Raw genomic sequence first — 16,000 nt, forward strand, 5'->3', positions numbered from 1 at the left:
AAGATTTTGAAAAAGAAAAAGAAAATTATGATACTTATTTTATTACTTATTTTTATTCCAATTTTATACAGCTTGAATACCAAAAATCCAGCTGGCACCAACCTGTCATCTGACTTTAAGGATGCAAATTGCGAGTTTTTGTATGATTTGACATATTTAAAAGATGGAGAAAGGCAACATGAAAAGAGAATTTTTAATCGTGAGATGGAGATAATTAAGGATGCAAAAGAATTTCTAATCCTTGATTTTTTCCTCTTTAACGATGAATATCCTGACAACATGGATTTTCCAAATCAAGTGGAAGAGATGACTGACCTCTTAATTGCAAAGAAAAAAGAAAATCCTGACATGCCAATTTTATTTGTAACAGACCCCATAAATAATTTTTACGGAGCTTATGAAGAAGATAATCTAAAGAAGCTTCGTGAAAATGGAATTGATGTGGTGGTCACTGACTTAAACAAGATGCGTGACTCCAATGCCCTCTTGTCTGGTTTTTATAGGGCATATATAAAGTGGTTTGGGACATCTGGTGGCGGCTGGATCAAAAACTTTTTTGACAAAGACGCAGAAAAAGTCAACATCAGATCAATTTTAAAACTTGCTAACTTCAAGGGTAATCACAGGAAGGTCTTGATTTCAGAAAGGGAAGCTTTGGTGGCATCGGCAAATCCTCACGACCCATCAGCCCACCACTCTAATGTTGCCATGGTCTTTCGTGGCAAGTCCATGGAGGATTTAATTAAGTCTGAGTCCATATTTTTTGACAAATTACCTGACGTAATAGAAATTTTTAAGGCAGAAGAAGTTACTTCTCCCTACAAGTTAAAAGTCATAAGTGAAGGCAAAATTTATGATGAGATTTCAAAAAATATTAAGGAAAGTAAAAAGGGCGACGAGATAAATCTTGGAATCTTTTATCTTTCAGAATTTAGGATTTTAAGAGATTTAGGCGAGGCTTCAAAGCGTGGCGTAGATGTAAAAATCATTGCAGACCTAAACAAGGATGCCTTTGGACTAGAAAAAAATGGTTCACCCAATAGACCTGCCCTAAGCGAGTTAAAGGAAGACTATCCAGACATAAATATTCGCTGGTATAAAACTTCTGGCGAACAGTTCCACACAAAATTTATTTACTTCGACTTTAAGGACAAGGACCCACTTGCCATACTTGGATCTGCCAACTACACAAGGAGAAACTTGGATAACTTTAACCTTGAGACGAACCTTGCAGTTTCAATGGAAAAAGATTCACCAATGGCGAAGGAGATGAAGGACTACTACGCAAGAATTTGGAATAACAAAGATGGCGATTACACTCTTCCTATCGAAGACTTCTATGAAAGTAGATTTTTCATGAGAATCCTCTGGAAAATCCAAGAAAAGACAGGCCTTTGCACTTGGTAAAATTTAAACATTAAAAAATCACGGTAGAAATTACCGTGATTTTTTTTATTTATCAACTATATACTTTATTTCTGAAATCAAGTCGTCATCGGATAAGAGACAAGCCCCATCATATTTTCCAAGACTTCCATATAAAGAATAGTGAAATTTTTTTGTGTTTCTATCTCTTTTTGAGTCGTACATAAAAATTGTATCTTCTTTGTTTTTATCCTTTAGTTTAATAATTAAACTATCATAATCTGGGATAGAAGCATAGCCATGGCCTGGATCTGTAGCCTGGCACTTTTCCAAAAGACTAATTATCTCTTTTAACTTTTCTTCATTGCCTTCAGAAGAGAAAATTTCTTTCTTGGTCATTTCTTCTTCATCAGCAATTACTTCCACAGATAAATCTTGAAATTTATAAACTTCTCCAGTGGAAAATTTTATCTCATGGACTTCATTCTTCTTACAAGCTGTGAGAAAAGTTAAGATCAGGAACAAATAAAATAATTTTTTAAATTTCATATCACACCTACTTTGACAACTTATTTATTATATATTTTATATCCGAAATTAAATCCTTATCTGATAAGAGTGTAGGACCTTCTTGGTGGCCAAGCTTTCCATAGAAGGAATAGTGAAATTTATTTGTGTCCCTATCTCTTTCTGAGTTGTACATATATATTGTATCTTCCTCATCTTTATTACGTAGATTAATTAATAAAGAATTGTAACCTGGAATTGAAGCATAGGAATATCCCTGGTCCACAACTTTACAGTTTCCCAAGAGACTTATTATCTCTCCTAACTTTTCTTCATTGCCTTCAGAAGAAAAAATCTCTCTTGTAGTCATATCTTCTTCATCTGCAATTACTTCCACGCTTAAAGATTCAAATTTATAAACTTCTCCAGTGGAAAATTTTATCTCATGACTTTGGTCCTTCTTGCAAGCTGTGAGAAAAATTAAGACCAGGAACAAATAAAATATTTTTTTAAATTTCATATCAAGCCTACTTTGACAACTTATTTATTATAGTGTTAATTTCTTCGATTTTCTCGTCAATTTCTTCCTGGCTCTTGGAGTAGGAATCCTTGACACAACCCCTTAGGTGGGCTGTCAGGACATCCTTGTTTATGTTTTTTAGGATGGAGATTGATGCCATGAGCTGGTTGGAGACGTCTAGGCAGTACCTGTCTTCCTCCACCATTTTTATAAGGCCATCAATTTGTCCCCTGACAGTTTTTAATTTCCTAAGTTGGACTTCCTTGTCTGCTCTCATTTTGCTATTTTTGCAGTATATCCTGCATCTTCAACAGCCTTAACAAGTGCTTCATCTGCCACTTCCTTGTCAAGTTCTACTTTTGCATTCTTTCCTTCTAGGCTAACGTCAGCTTCCTTTACTCCGTCAAGAGCTTCAAGTGCTTTTTTTACTGTAGCTGTACAGTGGTTACAAGACATTCCTTCAACATTTAAAATTTTTTCCATATTATCTTCTCCTTTATTTTTAATAATTTTATAACCTGCTTCTTCAATGGCATTTTCTATTTCTTCTGGGCTTAGACCTTGGTCTATAAATTCTACAGAAGAATTTTCGTGGTTTGCCACAACATCCTTTGCCTTGCCAGTTTTTTCTAGGGCATCAGCAACTCTTTTCTCGCAGTGGCCACACGTCATGCCTTCTACTTTTATTTTAGTTCTTTTTTTATTTTTTTCTATAAGATTTTCTTCTTTTATATTTTCTTTTTCACTTGAAGAATTTGCTTCTTCCAAGGATTTTTTCACTCCTCTTGGTTTAAACCTCCTAAGTCTTAGGGCATTGTTTACAACAAAAACTGAAGACATACTCATGGCAAAGGCAGCAAACATTGGCGATAATTTTATTCCAAAACTTGGATACAAAAGACCTGCTGCTAGTGGGATTCCTATTGTATTGTAGAAAAATGCCCAGAATAAATTTTGCTTGATGTTTTTTATTGTTGCCTTTGAAAGTTCAAGAGCAGATACAACATCTAGGATATCAGACCTCATTAGGACTACGTCTGATGATTCTATTGCCACATCTGTCCCATGACCTATTGCCATACCTATGTCGGCCTTGGCAAGGGATGGAGCGTCGTTTATTCCATCACCAATCATAAGAACTTTCTTACCAGTTTTTTGAATTTTTTCTATTTCCTTGTTCTTATCTTGTGGAAGAAGTCCTGCAAGAGTCTCGTCAACTCCAATTTCATCAGCAATTGCTTCTGCAGTTTTTTCATTATCACCAGTTAGCATAATAATTTTTTTGCCCATATCTCTTAGGAGTTTAATTGCATCTTTTGATGACTTCTTTGGCAAATCTTTTACAGAAATTATACCAAGGACTTCACTAACATTTGCAAAGTACATGGAAGTCTTGCCTTCTCCTGCTAGTTTTTCTGCCTTACTTTCAAAGTCTTTTAAGTTAATTTTTTCTTCTAACATAAAATCTTTATTTCCAGCAAAAAATTTTTCACTATTTATTTCTGCACTTAAACCTCTGCCGCTTACTGAATTAAAATTATTAGCATCATCTAATTTTATATTTTTTTCTTCTGCATAATTTAAAATTGCAGTTGCCAGTGGATGTTGTGAATTTTTTTCAATTGATGCGGCAATTTTTAAAAATTCATCTTCTCCTAAATCAGTAACAATATCTGTAAGCTTAGGTTTTCCTTCAGTAATTGTTCCAGTCTTATCCATTACTATGACATCAATCTTGTGAAGATTTTCCAAAACTTCTGCATTTTTAAAGAGAAGTCCAAAATCAGCAGACTTGCCAGTTGCCACCATTATTGAAACTGGAGTTGCAAGGCCTAGGGCACAAGGACAAGAAATAACTAGGACTGAAATTGCAAAGTTAAGGGCATTTTCAAATCCGTAGCCCAGAGCCATCCAAACTCCAAAGGTTAGGGCAGCTATAATTAGGACTGCTGGCACAAAGACACCGGCAATTTCATCTGCAAGCTTGGCTATAGGTGCCTTGGACTGGTTGGCCTCGTCAACTAATTTTATAATTTGTGAAATAGTTGTGTCTTCGCCAACCTTCTCTGCCTGAAACTTAAAGGACCCAGTTGTGTTAATGGAAGCAGAGATTACCCTGTCACCCACAGACTTTTGAACTGGCATTGACTCGCCAGTCACCGCTGATTCATCAAGAGATGATGCACCCTCAATGACCTTACCGTCAACTGCCACAGATTCACCAGGTCTTACAAGCAAGATATCTCCCACTCTTACATCTTCAATATTCTTCACGACTTCTTCGCCATCTTCTATTACTGTTGCCATCTTTGGGGCAAGGTCCATTAAATTTGCAAGAGATGACCTTGTCTTGTTCTTGGACTTTTCTTCCAAGTATTTTCCCACAGTTATAAGGGTCAAAATCATGGCTGAAGACTCAAAATAAAGATTGTGCCTGTAGGCATCTACAAGTTCCATATCTCCTTGGCCAAAGCCGTAGGCCATCATGTAAATGGCAAAGATTCCATAGACAAGGGCTGCAAGAGAACCAATGGCAACAAGGCTATCCATGTTTGGAGCCCTGTTCTTCAGTCCCTTAAATCCAGAGATGTAAAAGTCCCTGTTGATGTAGACTACAGGAAGGGCCAAGAGAAATTGTGAAAAGGCAAAGATAATAGCCCCTTCTCTTCCATGAAAGATTCCTGGAGTTGGCAAGTGAATCATAGGCCCCATGGCTATATACATGAGGATCAGCATAAAGATACTTGAAGATATAAGCCTGTGCTTTAGGCCCTTCTCCCTGTCATCCACTGGTCTATCTTCACTTTTTGTTTTTTCACCAGCTGGGTTTGCTCCATAACCAATTTTTTCTACAGCTTTAATAATTTTTTCATCATTTATTTTATTTTCATCAAAATTTACCTTCATTGAGTTTGTCATGAGGTTCACATTTGCGTCACTCACACCATCTAGCTTTTCTACAGCCTTGGTTACATTGGCGACACAAGCTGAACAAGTCATTCCAGTGACATCAAATTTCTTTTCCATATTACCTCATTACCTCCCATACCCCCTAGGGGGTGTTCTTTATTTTTATAGTAACATTAGATTAAATTTTTTTCAAGTATTTGATAATCTTTATTAAAATATGAAATAAAAAAACAGTGCCTAAGCACTGTCAAAAATTTTATTAATTTTTAAGATAAAAAGTTGCCCTTCCCTTTCCTCTTCTTTCAATATAGCCATTATCCACCAATTCTTTTAGAGAATTTTCTACAGATGCCTTGCTAATTGTGGGAGTGTCTTGCAATATATCATTTTTCGTGAATTTTCCAGTTTTTTTGTCAATTGAATTTTTAACTTGGTCTAAGGCAGATAGATTGGAATCAAAAATATATACCATATCCCAAAAATCCTTATAGGATATTAAGACAATTACCAAAATATATTTGATGAAAAAACTTTTATCTTCCTTATTTTCATGCCAATTTAGTCCACTTTTTTCAAGTGATGAATAATAATAACTTTCTGAAATCTTTATTTTTTCATCAAGACTCACATATCTTCCCACGAAATATCCAAGTTTATATAAAAGTAAAGTGGTTAAAAGTCTAAAAATTCTTCCATTTCCCTCATTAAAAGGATAAATGCACAAAAAATCATGGATAAATACACTTAAAAGTATTAGTGGATTTACCTCTTCTTTTTCTATTGCCTTATTGTATTCTTTGCATATTTTTTCGATTGCATCTGGAGTTTCTACAGGATTAAGAGGGGTAAACTTTACAAATTCTTCACCCTTTACATTTCTTTCTATGACATAATTTTGTCTGTCCTTAAATTTTCCAGCAGAAGATTTATCAGAATACTTATACAAATCTTTATGTAGCTTTAAAATTGTATCTGAATTTATGGGAATATCCTCATAAGATTCTTTGATAGTAGATAAAATTTCCAAATAGGCAAGAACTTCTTTTTCTTCCTCGTTTTTTGCCTCCACCCTTTTGTTATATAGATCTTTTATCCTTGCCTCTGAAAGTCTTATGCCCTCCATTTCATTGGAATACTGTGTACTTTTAATTTTCACATTTTCCATTATATTTTGTAAAATATTAGGTTTTTGACTTAAAATAATCTCCTGTCTTCCCTTAAACTCGCTTATTTGTGAAACATACTTTAATATTTCCGAATCCCATGTCTCTTATTCTAGCCGGCTGTAGTCAAACTTATGCATAAAAAACCTCCTTATTGCCTAAATTCCTTAATAGATTATATCACTTTTTAGTAGATTTTTTACATTAGTGTGCAAAATATAAGTTTTTTTATATGATTTTTTATAAAATACAAAAAAATATGGTCCAAAAATTTAGACCATATCTTTCTTAAAATTATTAAATTTTAAAAGACTCTTAAAATAGAATTACATTTTAAATAAAATTTCATTTTCAATGTAGATGTGTCTTCTCATATCTTCGTCAAGATCTGCCATTAGTTTATTTAGTTCTTGAACTTCTTTTTCTTCTGCATTCATCTTGTAATCACGAGTTAGGTATTTTATTCTGTCAAATAATCCAATTGTCTTTTCATGTTCTGCAAGTAAATTTTCAAAATCAACATCTTTTCCATTAAGGGCATCCTTAAATTCAAATTCTTCTTCACTAGAGAAGTGAGAAACGAGTTCTGCCTTTATTAAAAGAAGAACTTCATAAATTACAAAAAGTTGTTCTCCTCTTTCTCTATAATACTTTTTAATTGCTCCCCTAAAAATTTCATCAATTTTTTCTGTTGCAGCAAGTTCACTTGGGTGAATTTCTTCTATGATGTAGTGGATTAGCTCTTCCTTATTCATCTTTCTAACCCTGTCCATGTCCTTGAAGTCATCTTGACCTTCAACTTTTTTTATGAACATATCATAATTTTCACCAAGAGATTTTAAAGCATCTTCAAGACTTTCCATGGCAATAAAATCATATTCTCCACCAAGTTTTTGGATTTCCTTTAAAACTTTTGGGTTTTCCATAACTGCAGCTTCAACTGTCATATTTCTTTCTAACATAATTCCTCCTAATTATTTATAGATTTTAAAAATCCTCTTACTTCCTCTTCACTAGTCCTATAATTTGTAACAAGTCTAATTATAGATTCCTTCTTATTCTCTATTTCAAAAATATTTTCTTTTTGCAATTTTTCAATTTCTTCTGGATTTGATTTTATGAAAACTTGATTTGACTCTCCAAAGAGTGTTTTTCTTCCAAGATCTTTTAAACCATCTACAAGAAGTCTAGACATTTCATAAGCTCTCTTGGCATTTTCATAATAAAGTCCATCTTGAAATAATACCTTAAAGGACAAGCCTATCAAGAAGGATTTTGCCATCATTCCTCCTCTTTGCTTTAAATAATATCTAAAATCTTTTTTCAAATTTTCATCTAAAATCACTAAAGCTTCCCCAAAAATTGCCCCATTTTTTGTTCCTCCAATGGAAAAAATGTGACAGTACTTGGCATAATCAGATAATTTACTAGAATTTGCAGCCATGGCATGACTAATTCTTGCTCCGTCAATATAAAGATACAAATCTTTTTCTTGGCAAACTTCATAAATTTCTCTAATTTCATCCATAGAATAAACTGTTCCAACTTCTGTAGTTTGAGAAATGTAGATAACTTTTATTTTTACATCGATTTCTCCAGCTTGATTTTCCACAAAATCTTTTATATCAGAGGCTCTTAATTTTCCATCAGAAGTTTCTATTGTGACAACCTTATGTCCAGTTGCCTCAATAGATCCAGTTTCATGATGAGTAATGTGGCCACTTGATGCAGATAAAACAGCTTCATAAGGTCTTAGTCCAAAAGTTGTCGCTAAAATATTTGTAGCTGTTCCTCCAGACACAAATTCAATATCCGCATCTCTTCCTAATTCTTTCAAAATCAAATCTCTAGCTTCATTAGAGATTTCATCAGTTCCATAACCAGAAATTTGTTTATCAAAAATATTATTTATCTCTTGATAAATTTCTTTGGATCCAAAATCACTATAATCATTTCTAAAATTATTCATAAGCCACCTCATCCTATTCTTACCCCTTATTATATAATAAATGTAAAATTTTACCAAATAGGGTACAATATAAAAAGAGGTGTTTAAATGAACAGTCATGGTGCAAATATTTTTGAAATTGCAAAAAATGAAGGCATAGAAATAAAAGACATTAGAGATTTTTCTTCAAATATAAATCCATTGGGACCAAGCAAAAAAGCTCTCGATGAACTAAAAAATAATTTAAATTTACTTTCATCTTATCCCGATGTGGACTATGTTGACCTAAAAAAATCAATATCAACTTATGCAGATTGCAAGAGTGAAAATATTGTATTAGGACTTGGTTCTACAGAAATTTTAAAGGATGCTATTAATTTTTTTGCACCTAAAATTTCTATGATTTTGTCACCTTGCTACTCTGAATATGAAAGAGAACTAAAAAAAATTTCTTCCAAGATAATTGAATACAATTTAGAAGAAAAAAATAATTTTAAAATAAATTTAGACGAAATTATAAAAATTATTAATGAAAAAAAAGTAGAATTTTTAATTTTTGCAAATCCAAATAATCCCACAGGGACAATTTTAAAATCACAAGAAATAGAAAAAATATTAAATGAAACAAAGACAAAAATCTTGGTGGATGAAACTTATATTGAGTTTACCAATAGAGATGTTTACTCCTCCACAAGTCTCACTAAATTTTATAAAAATCTAATAGTTGTAAGAGGAACTTCCAAATTTTTTGCCCTCCCAGGCATAAGACTTGGCTACGCTTTATCTTCTAATGAAGAGTTGTTAAAGTACTTTAAAGAAAAAGAAATTCTCTGGCAAATAAATTCTGTTGCAGAAATCTGCGGCAAAGTCATGTTTTCTGATGAAAAATATATTGATGAAGTTTACGAATTTATAAAATCTAGAAGAGATTATTTCTACAAAGAAATTTCAAAAATTAAAAATTTAAAGGCCTTTGAAAGTTATGGAAATTTTATTTTAGTAAAAATTTTAAAGGGAATCGATGCTGGAAAGCTTCGTCAAAAACTTATGGAAAAGGGTCTTGTAATAAGAAATTGTGAAAATTTTAAAAATTTAGATAATTCTTACTTTAGATTTTGCATTTTAGATGATGATGCAAATGAAAAACTTTTAAAAAACTTAAAAATTATTTACCAAGAGGTGAAATGATGAAAAAAAATAAAAATTTTAAAAATTTATTTTTGGGACTTAGCTTAATACCTTTTTTACTTACTCCAACTTTTGCTGCTAATTCTCAAGAATCACCACAAGTAACTGACATAGAAGTTAACGAAATTAAATCTGATGGAGAAAATAAAAGTCCACAAAATACCTTAGATAAAAAAATTGAAGAAGCTCACGAAATAAAATCAAAAAATGAAAATGATTTAAAAAATAAAGCTCCTAGCTATTCTGCATGGGCAATTAAAGACTTAAATGATGCTCAATTTATGGGAATTCTTCCTGCAAAAACTTTTTATGAAAATAAAGATTTTAGAAAACCTGTAACTCTTGAGGATGCAAAAATTTCTTACAAACTTTCAAAGGAAAAAATTGAATCTAGAAAAATAAAAACTGGAGGAGACTTTGATTTTAAAGAACTCACTCGACTTGAATGTTTAAATTCTATTTCAAAGCTTTTAAATATCGAAAAATTTGACATAAAAAACTTAAGGGATTCTAAAATATTTTTAGGATCAAGTGATGAAAAATACTTAAATGAAAAAATTCCTTTTCAAGAAATGATTTCTCTTTACAATAGGGCTGTAAACAAGGTCCTTCAAGATGAAGGCAAAACTTCTAAGGGATTCTTTTATGAAATTGACAACAAGAAAAATAAAATTTATATGCTTGGATCAATTCATGTTGGCAGAGATTTTTTATATCCAATTGATAAAGAAATTATAACTGCTCTAAAATCTTCCGATAAAATTTTCATGGAAATTGACACCACAAATAAAGATGAAGCAAAGAAAATGGAAGAAAAATTATATTATAAAGATGGTGGAAACCTAAAAAATGACTTGGGAGATGACTTATACGCAAGGGTTTTAAGAATTTTTAAGGGTTTTGGAATGACTGAAGACAAAATAATTTCTCTAAGACCTTGGGCTGTATATAATACTCTATCAATTGACCCAAGACTCAATGCTCCATCAGCTTCCTTTGGAGTTGAATCTTATTTTGTAGCCATGAGTCTTATAAATAATATAGAAATTGACGAACTTGAATCAATGGAATTTCAATCAAATCTCCTTTCAAACTTTGACAAAAAGTCTTATATAAAGATGATTGAGTCTTTAACTCGTGAAATTGAGTTAAATGGATATAAAAACATAAACCAAGGCCTAGATAGTATGCTCCTTGCTTGGTCAGAAGGCGACAAGGAAAAAATGAAAAATATTCTTTCTCAAAGTGGAGATTCATCTCAAGAAAAATTTAATGAGGCTCTTCTAACTGAAAGAGATAAAAATATGGCAAAAAAAATTGACGCCATGTTAAAAGAAGAAGGAGAACACACTTATTTCATCTTAGTTGGATCAGCCCACCTTGTTCCTGAAAATTCTGTAACAGGAATACTAAAAGACATGGGATACGAAATAAAAGAAAAATAAATTTTAAAAAAAGGTGAGGTGTTAAAACCTCGTCTTTTCTATGTCTCTTATTTATTTTCCAATCATTTCTTTTAAAATTACTTCATCTGTTTCTTTCATTCCATCCATGGCAATATGTCCCACTGTTTTTATCATTTCATCTATGTCAGATTTTACAATGCCATCGCCTGCTTTAAAAGAATTGCCAGCTTTTGCTTGTTTGTAAGCTAAAAATGCCATTTTTAAACTGGAAGCAATTTTTATAGCACAAGATTCCTTTGCACCATCGCAAATTATTCCAGAATTTGTTGCAAGAGCATTTGTAAGAATTTCCTTAATAAGATCTTTTTCTTCATCTCTCATAAAAGCAAGGCCACAAACTGAAGCAGATGCAGCAGAAACAACTCCACAATAAGCTGAAAGTTCTCCTATTCCCTCTTTTATATAAAGACCTATTAAATTTGCAAAAATAAGGGATCTATAAAGTTTATCTTTTTCGATTTCATGATCTTTGGCATAAATAATAATTGGAACAGAAACTGTTATACCTTGATTTCCGGATCCAGAATTTATAACAACAGGCTTTTCACAACCAGACATTCTTGCATCAGACCCTGCAGCAGCATAGGCAACAAGCTTTTCAGTATATTTATCAGCTGCATCTTCTAGAACCATCTTGCCTATATTTGCACCCCAAGGATTTTCAATTCCCTCTTTTGCAATTGCATAATTATATTCAATTTCCTTATCCAAGACATCTACAATATCTTCATAATTTCCATTTTTCGCAAAATCATAAATATTATCAAAGGAGAGTTCAATTTCATTTTCCACTTCCCTATCTTCATCCTTTTTTTCAAAAAGAATTTTGTCGTTTAAACTTTCATAAATAATATTTGTGTGGAAATCCTTTATAATTACTTGAGATTTTTTGTCACCCTTCTCCATGGAAACATCTATGTAAAGTCCTTTTTTTTCGTGAAGAAGTTCTATATCACAAAGTCCCTTATCTATTAATTCATCTAAGTAATTTAATTTTGTCTTATCAATATCTGATAGGACTTCAAGCTTTTTTGTATAGTCACCCAAAAAAGCTCCAGCAGCAAGAGAAATTTCTATTCCTTTTCTTCCTTCAGTTGCTGGGACTTTTACGCTGTTTACATTTTTTATTATATTGCCCGATAACCTAGCTTTAATTTTTTCTGGATCTTCTCCCAAAATAAATCTCGCACGACTAGCTGCATAAGCCAAGGCTATGGGCTCAGTACAGCCAAAAGCAGCTACCATTTTTTCCCTTAAAAAATCATTATATTCCATAAAAAATCTCCTTTTAATAAACTTAACTTATTTATATTATAACAAAATAAGATAGGCTTTTCCTAATATTAAATTTCTGATTTTATAAAAAAACTTCCTACTTTTTTAGCAGGAAGCTGTAAATTAATATTTTTAATTTTATATTTTACAAATTTATTTTGCCCAATTCATGGAATATTTTATGGCTTCGTGCCATCTTGAAATTTTTTCTCTTCTTTCATCTTCATCCATGTCTGGATCAAATTTTTTGTCTATATCGTTATTTTCTTTAATTTCATCTGTATTTTTCCAAAAACCAACTGCCAAGCCTGCCATGTAGCAAGCTCCAAGAGCTGTTAATTCTACAATTTTTGGTCTTTCTATGTGGACATCAACAATATCTGATAAAAATTTCATCAAGAAATTATTTTTGCTAACTCCTCCGTCAACTGTGAGAGACTTTATTTTTGTATTTGAGTCTTCCTGCATTGCCTTTATTACATCACAGCTTAAATAGCCTATTGATTCTAAGGCAGCTCTTACTATGTGATATTTATTTACTGAGCCTGTAAGACCAACTATGGACCCCCTGGCATATTGATCCCAATAAGGTGCACCTAGTCCTGTAAAAGCTGGTATGAAATAACAGTCATTGGTATCTTCAACTTTATTTGCCATATATTCTGAATCATCTGCTTGGTCTATTATTCTCAAATTGTCGCGTAAAAAGTCAATACAGGATCCTGCTTCAAAGATTGAACCTTCAAGAGCGTATTTTATTTTTCCATCCATAGCCCAGGCTATAGTCGTCACAAGTCCATTTTGTGATCTTATAAGTTCATCTCCTGTATTCATTAATATAAAGGCACCTGTTCCAAAGGTTGATTTTGCCATTCCCTTTTCAAAAGAAGCTGTTCCAAAAAGTGATGACTGTTGATCTCCTATTGCTCCTGCAATTGGTATTTCACATCCCAAATATTTTGATTTAGATTTTCCATAAACTTCGCTAGAATTTTTTATTTCTGGAAGCATGGATTTTGGTATATCAAATATTTCTAAAAGTTCTTCATCCCACTTTTTTTCTTTTATGTTAAAGAGCATAGTTCTCGATGCATTGGTGTAGTCAGTTATGTGAACTTCTCCATCTGTAAGTTTGTAGATGAGATAAGTTTCTACTGTTCCAAAAAGGAGTTCTCCTTTTTCTGCCATTTCTCTTGCTCCCTCAACATTTTCCAGAATCCATCTTATTTTTGTAGCTGAAAAATAAGGGTCTATTACTAGTCCTGTCTTTTCTTTAATTTTTTCTTCAAGACCTTTTTCTTTTAATTCTTCACAATATTTTGAAGTTCTCTTGCACTGCCAAACAATTGCATTGTAAATTGGCTCCATAGTTTTTTTGTTCCAGACAATTGTTGTTTCTCTTTGATTTGTTATGCCAATTGCTGCAATATCCTTTGGATCTATTTCCTTTCTAGACATTGCTTCCACTGCTGTACCTATTTGCTTTGACCAAAGATCGTCTGGCTCTTCTTCCACATAACCAGGTTTTGGAAAGTGTTTAATTAAATCTTTTTGTGCTACTGAAACTGGATTTCCCTTTTTATCAAAAATTATAGTTCTAGCAGATGTAGTACCTGCATCAAAAGCCATTATGTATTTCATCTTATCACCAAGTTTATTATAACATTAATGATTTTTTTAGGCTCTCTTTTTGCAATTTATCTTTGATTTTAGAAGTGCTATAATTATTTTATCTTATTTGCTGATATGGCTCAGTTGGTAGAGCAATTGCTTCGTAATCAATAGGTCGGCGGTTCGACTCCGCCTATCAGCTCCACAAAAAAAGTGTCAGATTTTTTATTCTGACACTCTTTTTTTATTTATCTTTTTCTTTTTTCTCGTCAATTCTTTCTATGGAAACTGTTTCTATAACTCCACCAGTTGCCATTTTAACAATTTGGAAGATATAATCTCCATCTTCAACTATTACTCCAACTTCAGCTTCTTCTGCATTTTTTATAAGAAGTGCTGAAACATAACCTCCAATTGTAGTTGCTGTTCCAGGTTCAATATCAAATCCATACCTCTTGTTTAAAATCTTTAGAGGAGTTGAAGCAGAATATTCATTTTCTTCACCTTGAATACTATCCATACTTACTCCTGTTAACAAGAATTTTCTAACAGCAAAGAGTACTGCTATGGCGATTGTTGCTATAAGTAAATCAAGCATTGTGTCTGAATAGACAAGCATCTTTCTTGATATTACTAATAATATCAAGTGGATAATATTTGTATCTGTATGCGCTATCATGAGAACCACAAATTCTATTGCTATTACAAGTAAGAGGACGTGGGATAGAAAATTTTGAAATATTTCATAAGATAAACCAGCATTACTTGTGATTATTTTGAAATAATACTTCAAAATATCTGGAATTGATACTATTACACCTGCTATTAATAGGATTGATACTATTATTTCAAAGATATTAACTAATTTTAAAAGTGTTACTAGGTATCTATTTCTATTCATTATACCTCCATAGTCTTAGAAAGTTCTTTTTTCATTTTCTCTAGAACTTTTTTCTCCATTCTTGAAACTGTCATTTGAGAAATGTTTAATTTTTCCGCAATAACAACTTGAGTCTTCTTATTAAAGTATCTATCTATTAAAATAGTTCTTTCAACTTCATCTAAGTTTTCCATAGCTTTTTTGAAAAAGTCGTTAGATTCTATTTTGTCAAAATATTTTTCTTCCACTCCAATAAGATCAGATAGGTTCACTTCGTTTTCGTCACCAGATTCATAAGTAACATCAAGAGATTGAGGTGTGTAGACCTTAGACGCTTCCATAGCCTCCATTACTTCTTCTGGAGTTGAGTCCAAATATTCTGCAATTTCGTCTATAGTTGGAGTTTTTTGGTACTTTTGTGAAAGGCTCACTGTCGCATTAGAGATTTTTTTTGACAATTCTTGAATTCTTCTTGGAACTCTAATTGTCCAACCATTATCTCTAAAATATTTTTTTATTTCTCCAATAATTGTTGGAGTAGCAAAGGAAGAAAATTCAAATCCCTTTTCAGGATCATATCTTTCTATGGCATAGATTAGACCAATAGATGCCACTTGGTAGATATCGTCATAATCTATTCCCCTGCCTGTATATTTTTTAGATAGTATTTCTGCGATATAAAGGTGCTCTTCAATTAAAATATCTCTAATTTCCTGATTTTTTGTTTCATAATATTCTTTGAAGAGATCTTTTCTTTCTTCTTTTGTAAGTCTCCTATCTAAATTATTGTATTCTTTTAAATTCATAACAGACCCTTATAATTCTTTAGATAAAATAAATTTACTTCCATCAAAATGAGATTCATCGACAAGACAATCTATAATAGTTTTTGCAAGAGATAAGTCTTCTGATTCCTCTAATTTTTCTTCACTAATTTCACTAACACAAATTCTTATCTTATCATTTTCTTCGATTTCAAAAATCAAATCAATTTGATCATTTTCGGATAATTTATGGCAAATATTTAAACTTTCTGTCACTGCCATTTTTAAATCTTCTATTTCTTCGATATCCCTATTTAAAAGATTTAAGATACCAGAAAGCATAAGTCTAACTGTCGAAAAATATTTTGCATCGTTGGGAATTTGGTATTTTAAAGTATCCATA

At 32.1% G+C, this 16,000-nt stretch carries 15 protein-coding genes and 1 tRNA gene; 4 read left to right on the forward strand and 12 right to left on the reverse strand.

Going from position 1 to position 16,000, the window contains the following annotated elements:
• Nucleotides 1-6: 6 nt before the first annotated feature.
• Nucleotides 7-1,407 (forward strand): phospholipase D-like domain-containing protein, encoded by a 1,401-nt coding sequence (locus BN3657_RS03160; RefSeq protein WP_187363614.1) that lies wholly within the window; start codon nucleotides 7-9, stop codon nucleotides 1,405-1,407.
• 45 nt (nucleotides 1,408-1,452) lie between these two features.
• On the opposite strand, the gene BN3657_RS03165 is transcribed toward BN3657_RS03160, so the two are convergent.
• From BN3657_RS03165 to BN3657_RS03195, 7 genes are all read right to left on the reverse strand, one after another.
• Nucleotides 1,453-1,914, reverse strand: coding sequence for a hypothetical protein (locus tag BN3657_RS03165; protein WP_062551746.1), 462 nt, complete (start codon nucleotides 1,912-1,914; stop codon nucleotides 1,453-1,455).
• A 7-nt stretch (nucleotides 1,915-1,921) separates the two neighbouring features.
• Nucleotides 1,922-2,392 (reverse strand): hypothetical protein, encoded by a 471-nt coding sequence (locus tag BN3657_RS03170; RefSeq protein ID WP_062551747.1) that lies wholly within the window; start codon nucleotides 2,390-2,392, stop codon nucleotides 1,922-1,924.
• Nucleotides 2,393-2,399: 7 nt separating this feature from the next.
• Nucleotides 2,400-2,669 carry a metal-sensing transcriptional repressor gene (locus BN3657_RS03175; protein ID WP_005955077.1) on the reverse strand — a complete coding sequence of 90 codons (270 nt, stop codon included), beginning with the start codon at nucleotides 2,667-2,669 and terminating at the stop codon, nucleotides 2,400-2,402.
• Nucleotides 2,666-5,419, reverse strand: a complete 2,754-nt coding sequence (locus BN3657_RS03180; protein ID WP_062551748.1) for a heavy metal translocating P-type ATPase — start codon at nucleotides 5,417-5,419, stop codon at nucleotides 2,666-2,668. Before BN3657_RS03180 ends, BN3657_RS03175 begins: the two co-directional genes overlap by 4 nt.
• A 142-nt stretch (nucleotides 5,420-5,561) precedes the next feature.
• Complete coding sequence (locus tag BN3657_RS03185) at nucleotides 5,562-6,467, reverse strand: Fic family protein (protein ID WP_230204178.1); 906 nt, start codon at nucleotides 6,465-6,467, stop codon at nucleotides 5,562-5,564.
• Nucleotides 6,468-6,791: 324 nt separating this feature from the next.
• Nucleotides 6,792-7,427 (reverse strand): hemerythrin domain-containing protein, encoded by a 636-nt coding sequence (locus BN3657_RS03190; protein ID WP_062551749.1) that lies wholly within the window; start codon nucleotides 7,425-7,427, stop codon nucleotides 6,792-6,794.
• 8 nt (nucleotides 7,428-7,435) lie between these two features.
• Nucleotides 7,436-8,434 carry a threonine aldolase family protein gene (locus BN3657_RS03195; RefSeq protein WP_062551750.1) on the reverse strand — a complete coding sequence of 333 codons (999 nt, stop codon included), beginning with the start codon at nucleotides 8,432-8,434 and terminating at the stop codon, nucleotides 7,436-7,438.
• Nucleotides 8,435-8,521: 87 nt separating this feature from the next.
• Here BN3657_RS03195 and BN3657_RS03200 point away from each other — a divergent pair, with 87 nt between their 5' ends.
• Together BN3657_RS03200 and BN3657_RS03205 are read left to right on the forward strand one after the other, a co-directional pair.
• Nucleotides 8,522-9,601 (forward strand): pyridoxal phosphate-dependent aminotransferase, encoded by a 1,080-nt coding sequence (locus tag BN3657_RS03200; RefSeq protein WP_062551751.1) that lies wholly within the window; start codon nucleotides 8,522-8,524, stop codon nucleotides 9,599-9,601.
• Nucleotides 9,601-11,046, forward strand: a complete 1,446-nt coding sequence (locus BN3657_RS03205) for a TraB/GumN family protein (protein WP_062551752.1) — start codon at nucleotides 9,601-9,603, stop codon at nucleotides 11,044-11,046. Before BN3657_RS03200 ends, BN3657_RS03205 begins: the two co-directional genes overlap by 1 nt.
• 51 nt (nucleotides 11,047-11,097) lie before the next feature.
• On the opposite strand, the gene BN3657_RS03210 is transcribed toward BN3657_RS03205, so the two are convergent.
• Both BN3657_RS03210 and glpK read right to left on the reverse strand, forming a co-directional pair.
• On the reverse strand, nucleotides 11,098-12,342 hold the full coding sequence (locus BN3657_RS03210) for an L-cysteine desulfidase family protein (protein WP_062551753.1): 1,245 nt from the start codon (nucleotides 12,340-12,342) through the stop codon (nucleotides 11,098-11,100).
• Between the two features lie 153 nt (nucleotides 12,343-12,495).
• Complete coding sequence (glpK, locus tag BN3657_RS03215) at nucleotides 12,496-13,983, reverse strand: glycerol kinase GlpK (protein WP_062551754.1); 1,488 nt, start codon at nucleotides 13,981-13,983, stop codon at nucleotides 12,496-12,498.
• A gap of 99 nt (nucleotides 13,984-14,082) precedes the next feature.
• Here glpK and BN3657_RS03220 point away from each other — a divergent pair.
• Nucleotides 14,083-14,158: transfer RNA gene (locus tag BN3657_RS03220), tRNA-Thr, on the forward strand.
• Nucleotides 14,159-14,197: 39 nt separating this feature from the next.
• On the opposite strand, the gene BN3657_RS03225 is transcribed toward BN3657_RS03220, so the two are convergent.
• The 3 genes from BN3657_RS03225 to BN3657_RS03235 are packed head-to-tail and all read right to left on the reverse strand — an operon-like array spanning nucleotide 14,198 to nucleotide 15,999.
• Nucleotides 14,198-14,854 carry a transporter associated domain-containing protein gene (locus BN3657_RS03225; RefSeq protein ID WP_019139078.1) on the reverse strand — a complete coding sequence of 219 codons (657 nt, stop codon included), beginning with the start codon at nucleotides 14,852-14,854 and terminating at the stop codon, nucleotides 14,198-14,200.
• Nucleotides 14,854-15,639, reverse strand: a complete 786-nt coding sequence (locus BN3657_RS03230; RefSeq protein ID WP_019139077.1) for a SigB/SigF/SigG family RNA polymerase sigma factor — start codon at nucleotides 15,637-15,639, stop codon at nucleotides 14,854-14,856. The genes BN3657_RS03225 and BN3657_RS03230 overlap by 1 nt, the downstream gene beginning before the upstream one ends.
• 9 nt (nucleotides 15,640-15,648) lie before the next feature.
• On the reverse strand, nucleotides 15,649-15,999 hold the full coding sequence (locus BN3657_RS03235) for an ATP-binding protein (protein WP_019139076.1): 351 nt from the start codon (nucleotides 15,997-15,999) through the stop codon (nucleotides 15,649-15,651).
• Nucleotide 16,000 lies beyond the last annotated feature (1 nt).

The organism is Peptoniphilus phoceensis (assembly GCF_001517665.2).
GTDB lineage: Bacteria > Bacillota > Clostridia > Tissierellales > Peptoniphilaceae > Peptoniphilus_A > Peptoniphilus_A timonensis.

What these genes read in the sequence shown, in the direction of transcription:
- BN3657_RS03165 (WP_062551746.1), bottom strand. Translation starts at nt 1,914, where the DNA reads ATGAAATTTAAAAAATTATTTTATTTGTTCCTGATCTTAACTTTTCTC.
- BN3657_RS03170 (WP_062551747.1), bottom strand. Translation starts at nt 2,392, where the DNA reads ATGAAATTTAAAAAAATATTTTATTTGTTCCTGGTCTTAATTTTTCTC.
- BN3657_RS03175 (WP_005955077.1), bottom strand. Translation starts at nt 2,669, where the DNA reads ATGAGAGCAGACAAGGAAGTCCAACTTAGGAAATTAAAAACTGTCAGG.
- BN3657_RS03180 (WP_062551748.1), bottom strand. Translation starts at nt 5,419, where the DNA reads ATGGAAAAGAAATTTGATGTCACTGGAATGACTTGTTCAGCTTGTGTC.
- BN3657_RS03185 (WP_230204178.1), bottom strand. Translation starts at nt 6,467, where the DNA reads ATGGAAAATGTGAAAATTAAAAGTACACAGTATTCCAATGAAATGGAG.
- BN3657_RS03190 (WP_062551749.1), bottom strand. Translation starts at nt 7,427, where the DNA reads ATGTTAGAAAGAAATATGACAGTTGAAGCTGCAGTTATGGAAAACCCA.
- BN3657_RS03195 (WP_062551750.1), bottom strand. Translation starts at nt 8,434, where the DNA reads ATGAATAATTTTAGAAATGATTATAGTGATTTTGGATCCAAAGAAATT.
- BN3657_RS03200 (WP_062551751.1), top strand. Translation starts at nt 8,522, where the DNA reads ATGAACAGTCATGGTGCAAATATTTTTGAAATTGCAAAAAATGAAGGC.
- BN3657_RS03205 (WP_062551752.1), top strand. Translation starts at nt 9,601, where the DNA reads ATGAAAAAAAATAAAAATTTTAAAAATTTATTTTTGGGACTTAGCTTA.
- BN3657_RS03210 (WP_062551753.1), bottom strand. Translation starts at nt 12,342, where the DNA reads ATGGAATATAATGATTTTTTAAGGGAAAAAATGGTAGCTGCTTTTGGC.
- glpK (WP_062551754.1), bottom strand. Translation starts at nt 13,983, where the DNA reads ATGAAATACATAATGGCTTTTGATGCAGGTACTACATCTGCTAGAACT.
- BN3657_RS03225 (WP_019139078.1), bottom strand. Translation starts at nt 14,854, where the DNA reads ATGAATAGAAATAGATACCTAGTAACACTTTTAAAATTAGTTAATATC.
- BN3657_RS03230 (WP_019139077.1), bottom strand. Translation starts at nt 15,639, where the DNA reads ATGAATTTAAAAGAATACAATAATTTAGATAGGAGACTTACAAAAGAA.
- BN3657_RS03235 (WP_019139076.1), bottom strand. Translation starts at nt 15,999, where the DNA reads ATGGATACTTTAAAATACCAAATTCCCAACGATGCAAAATATTTTTCG.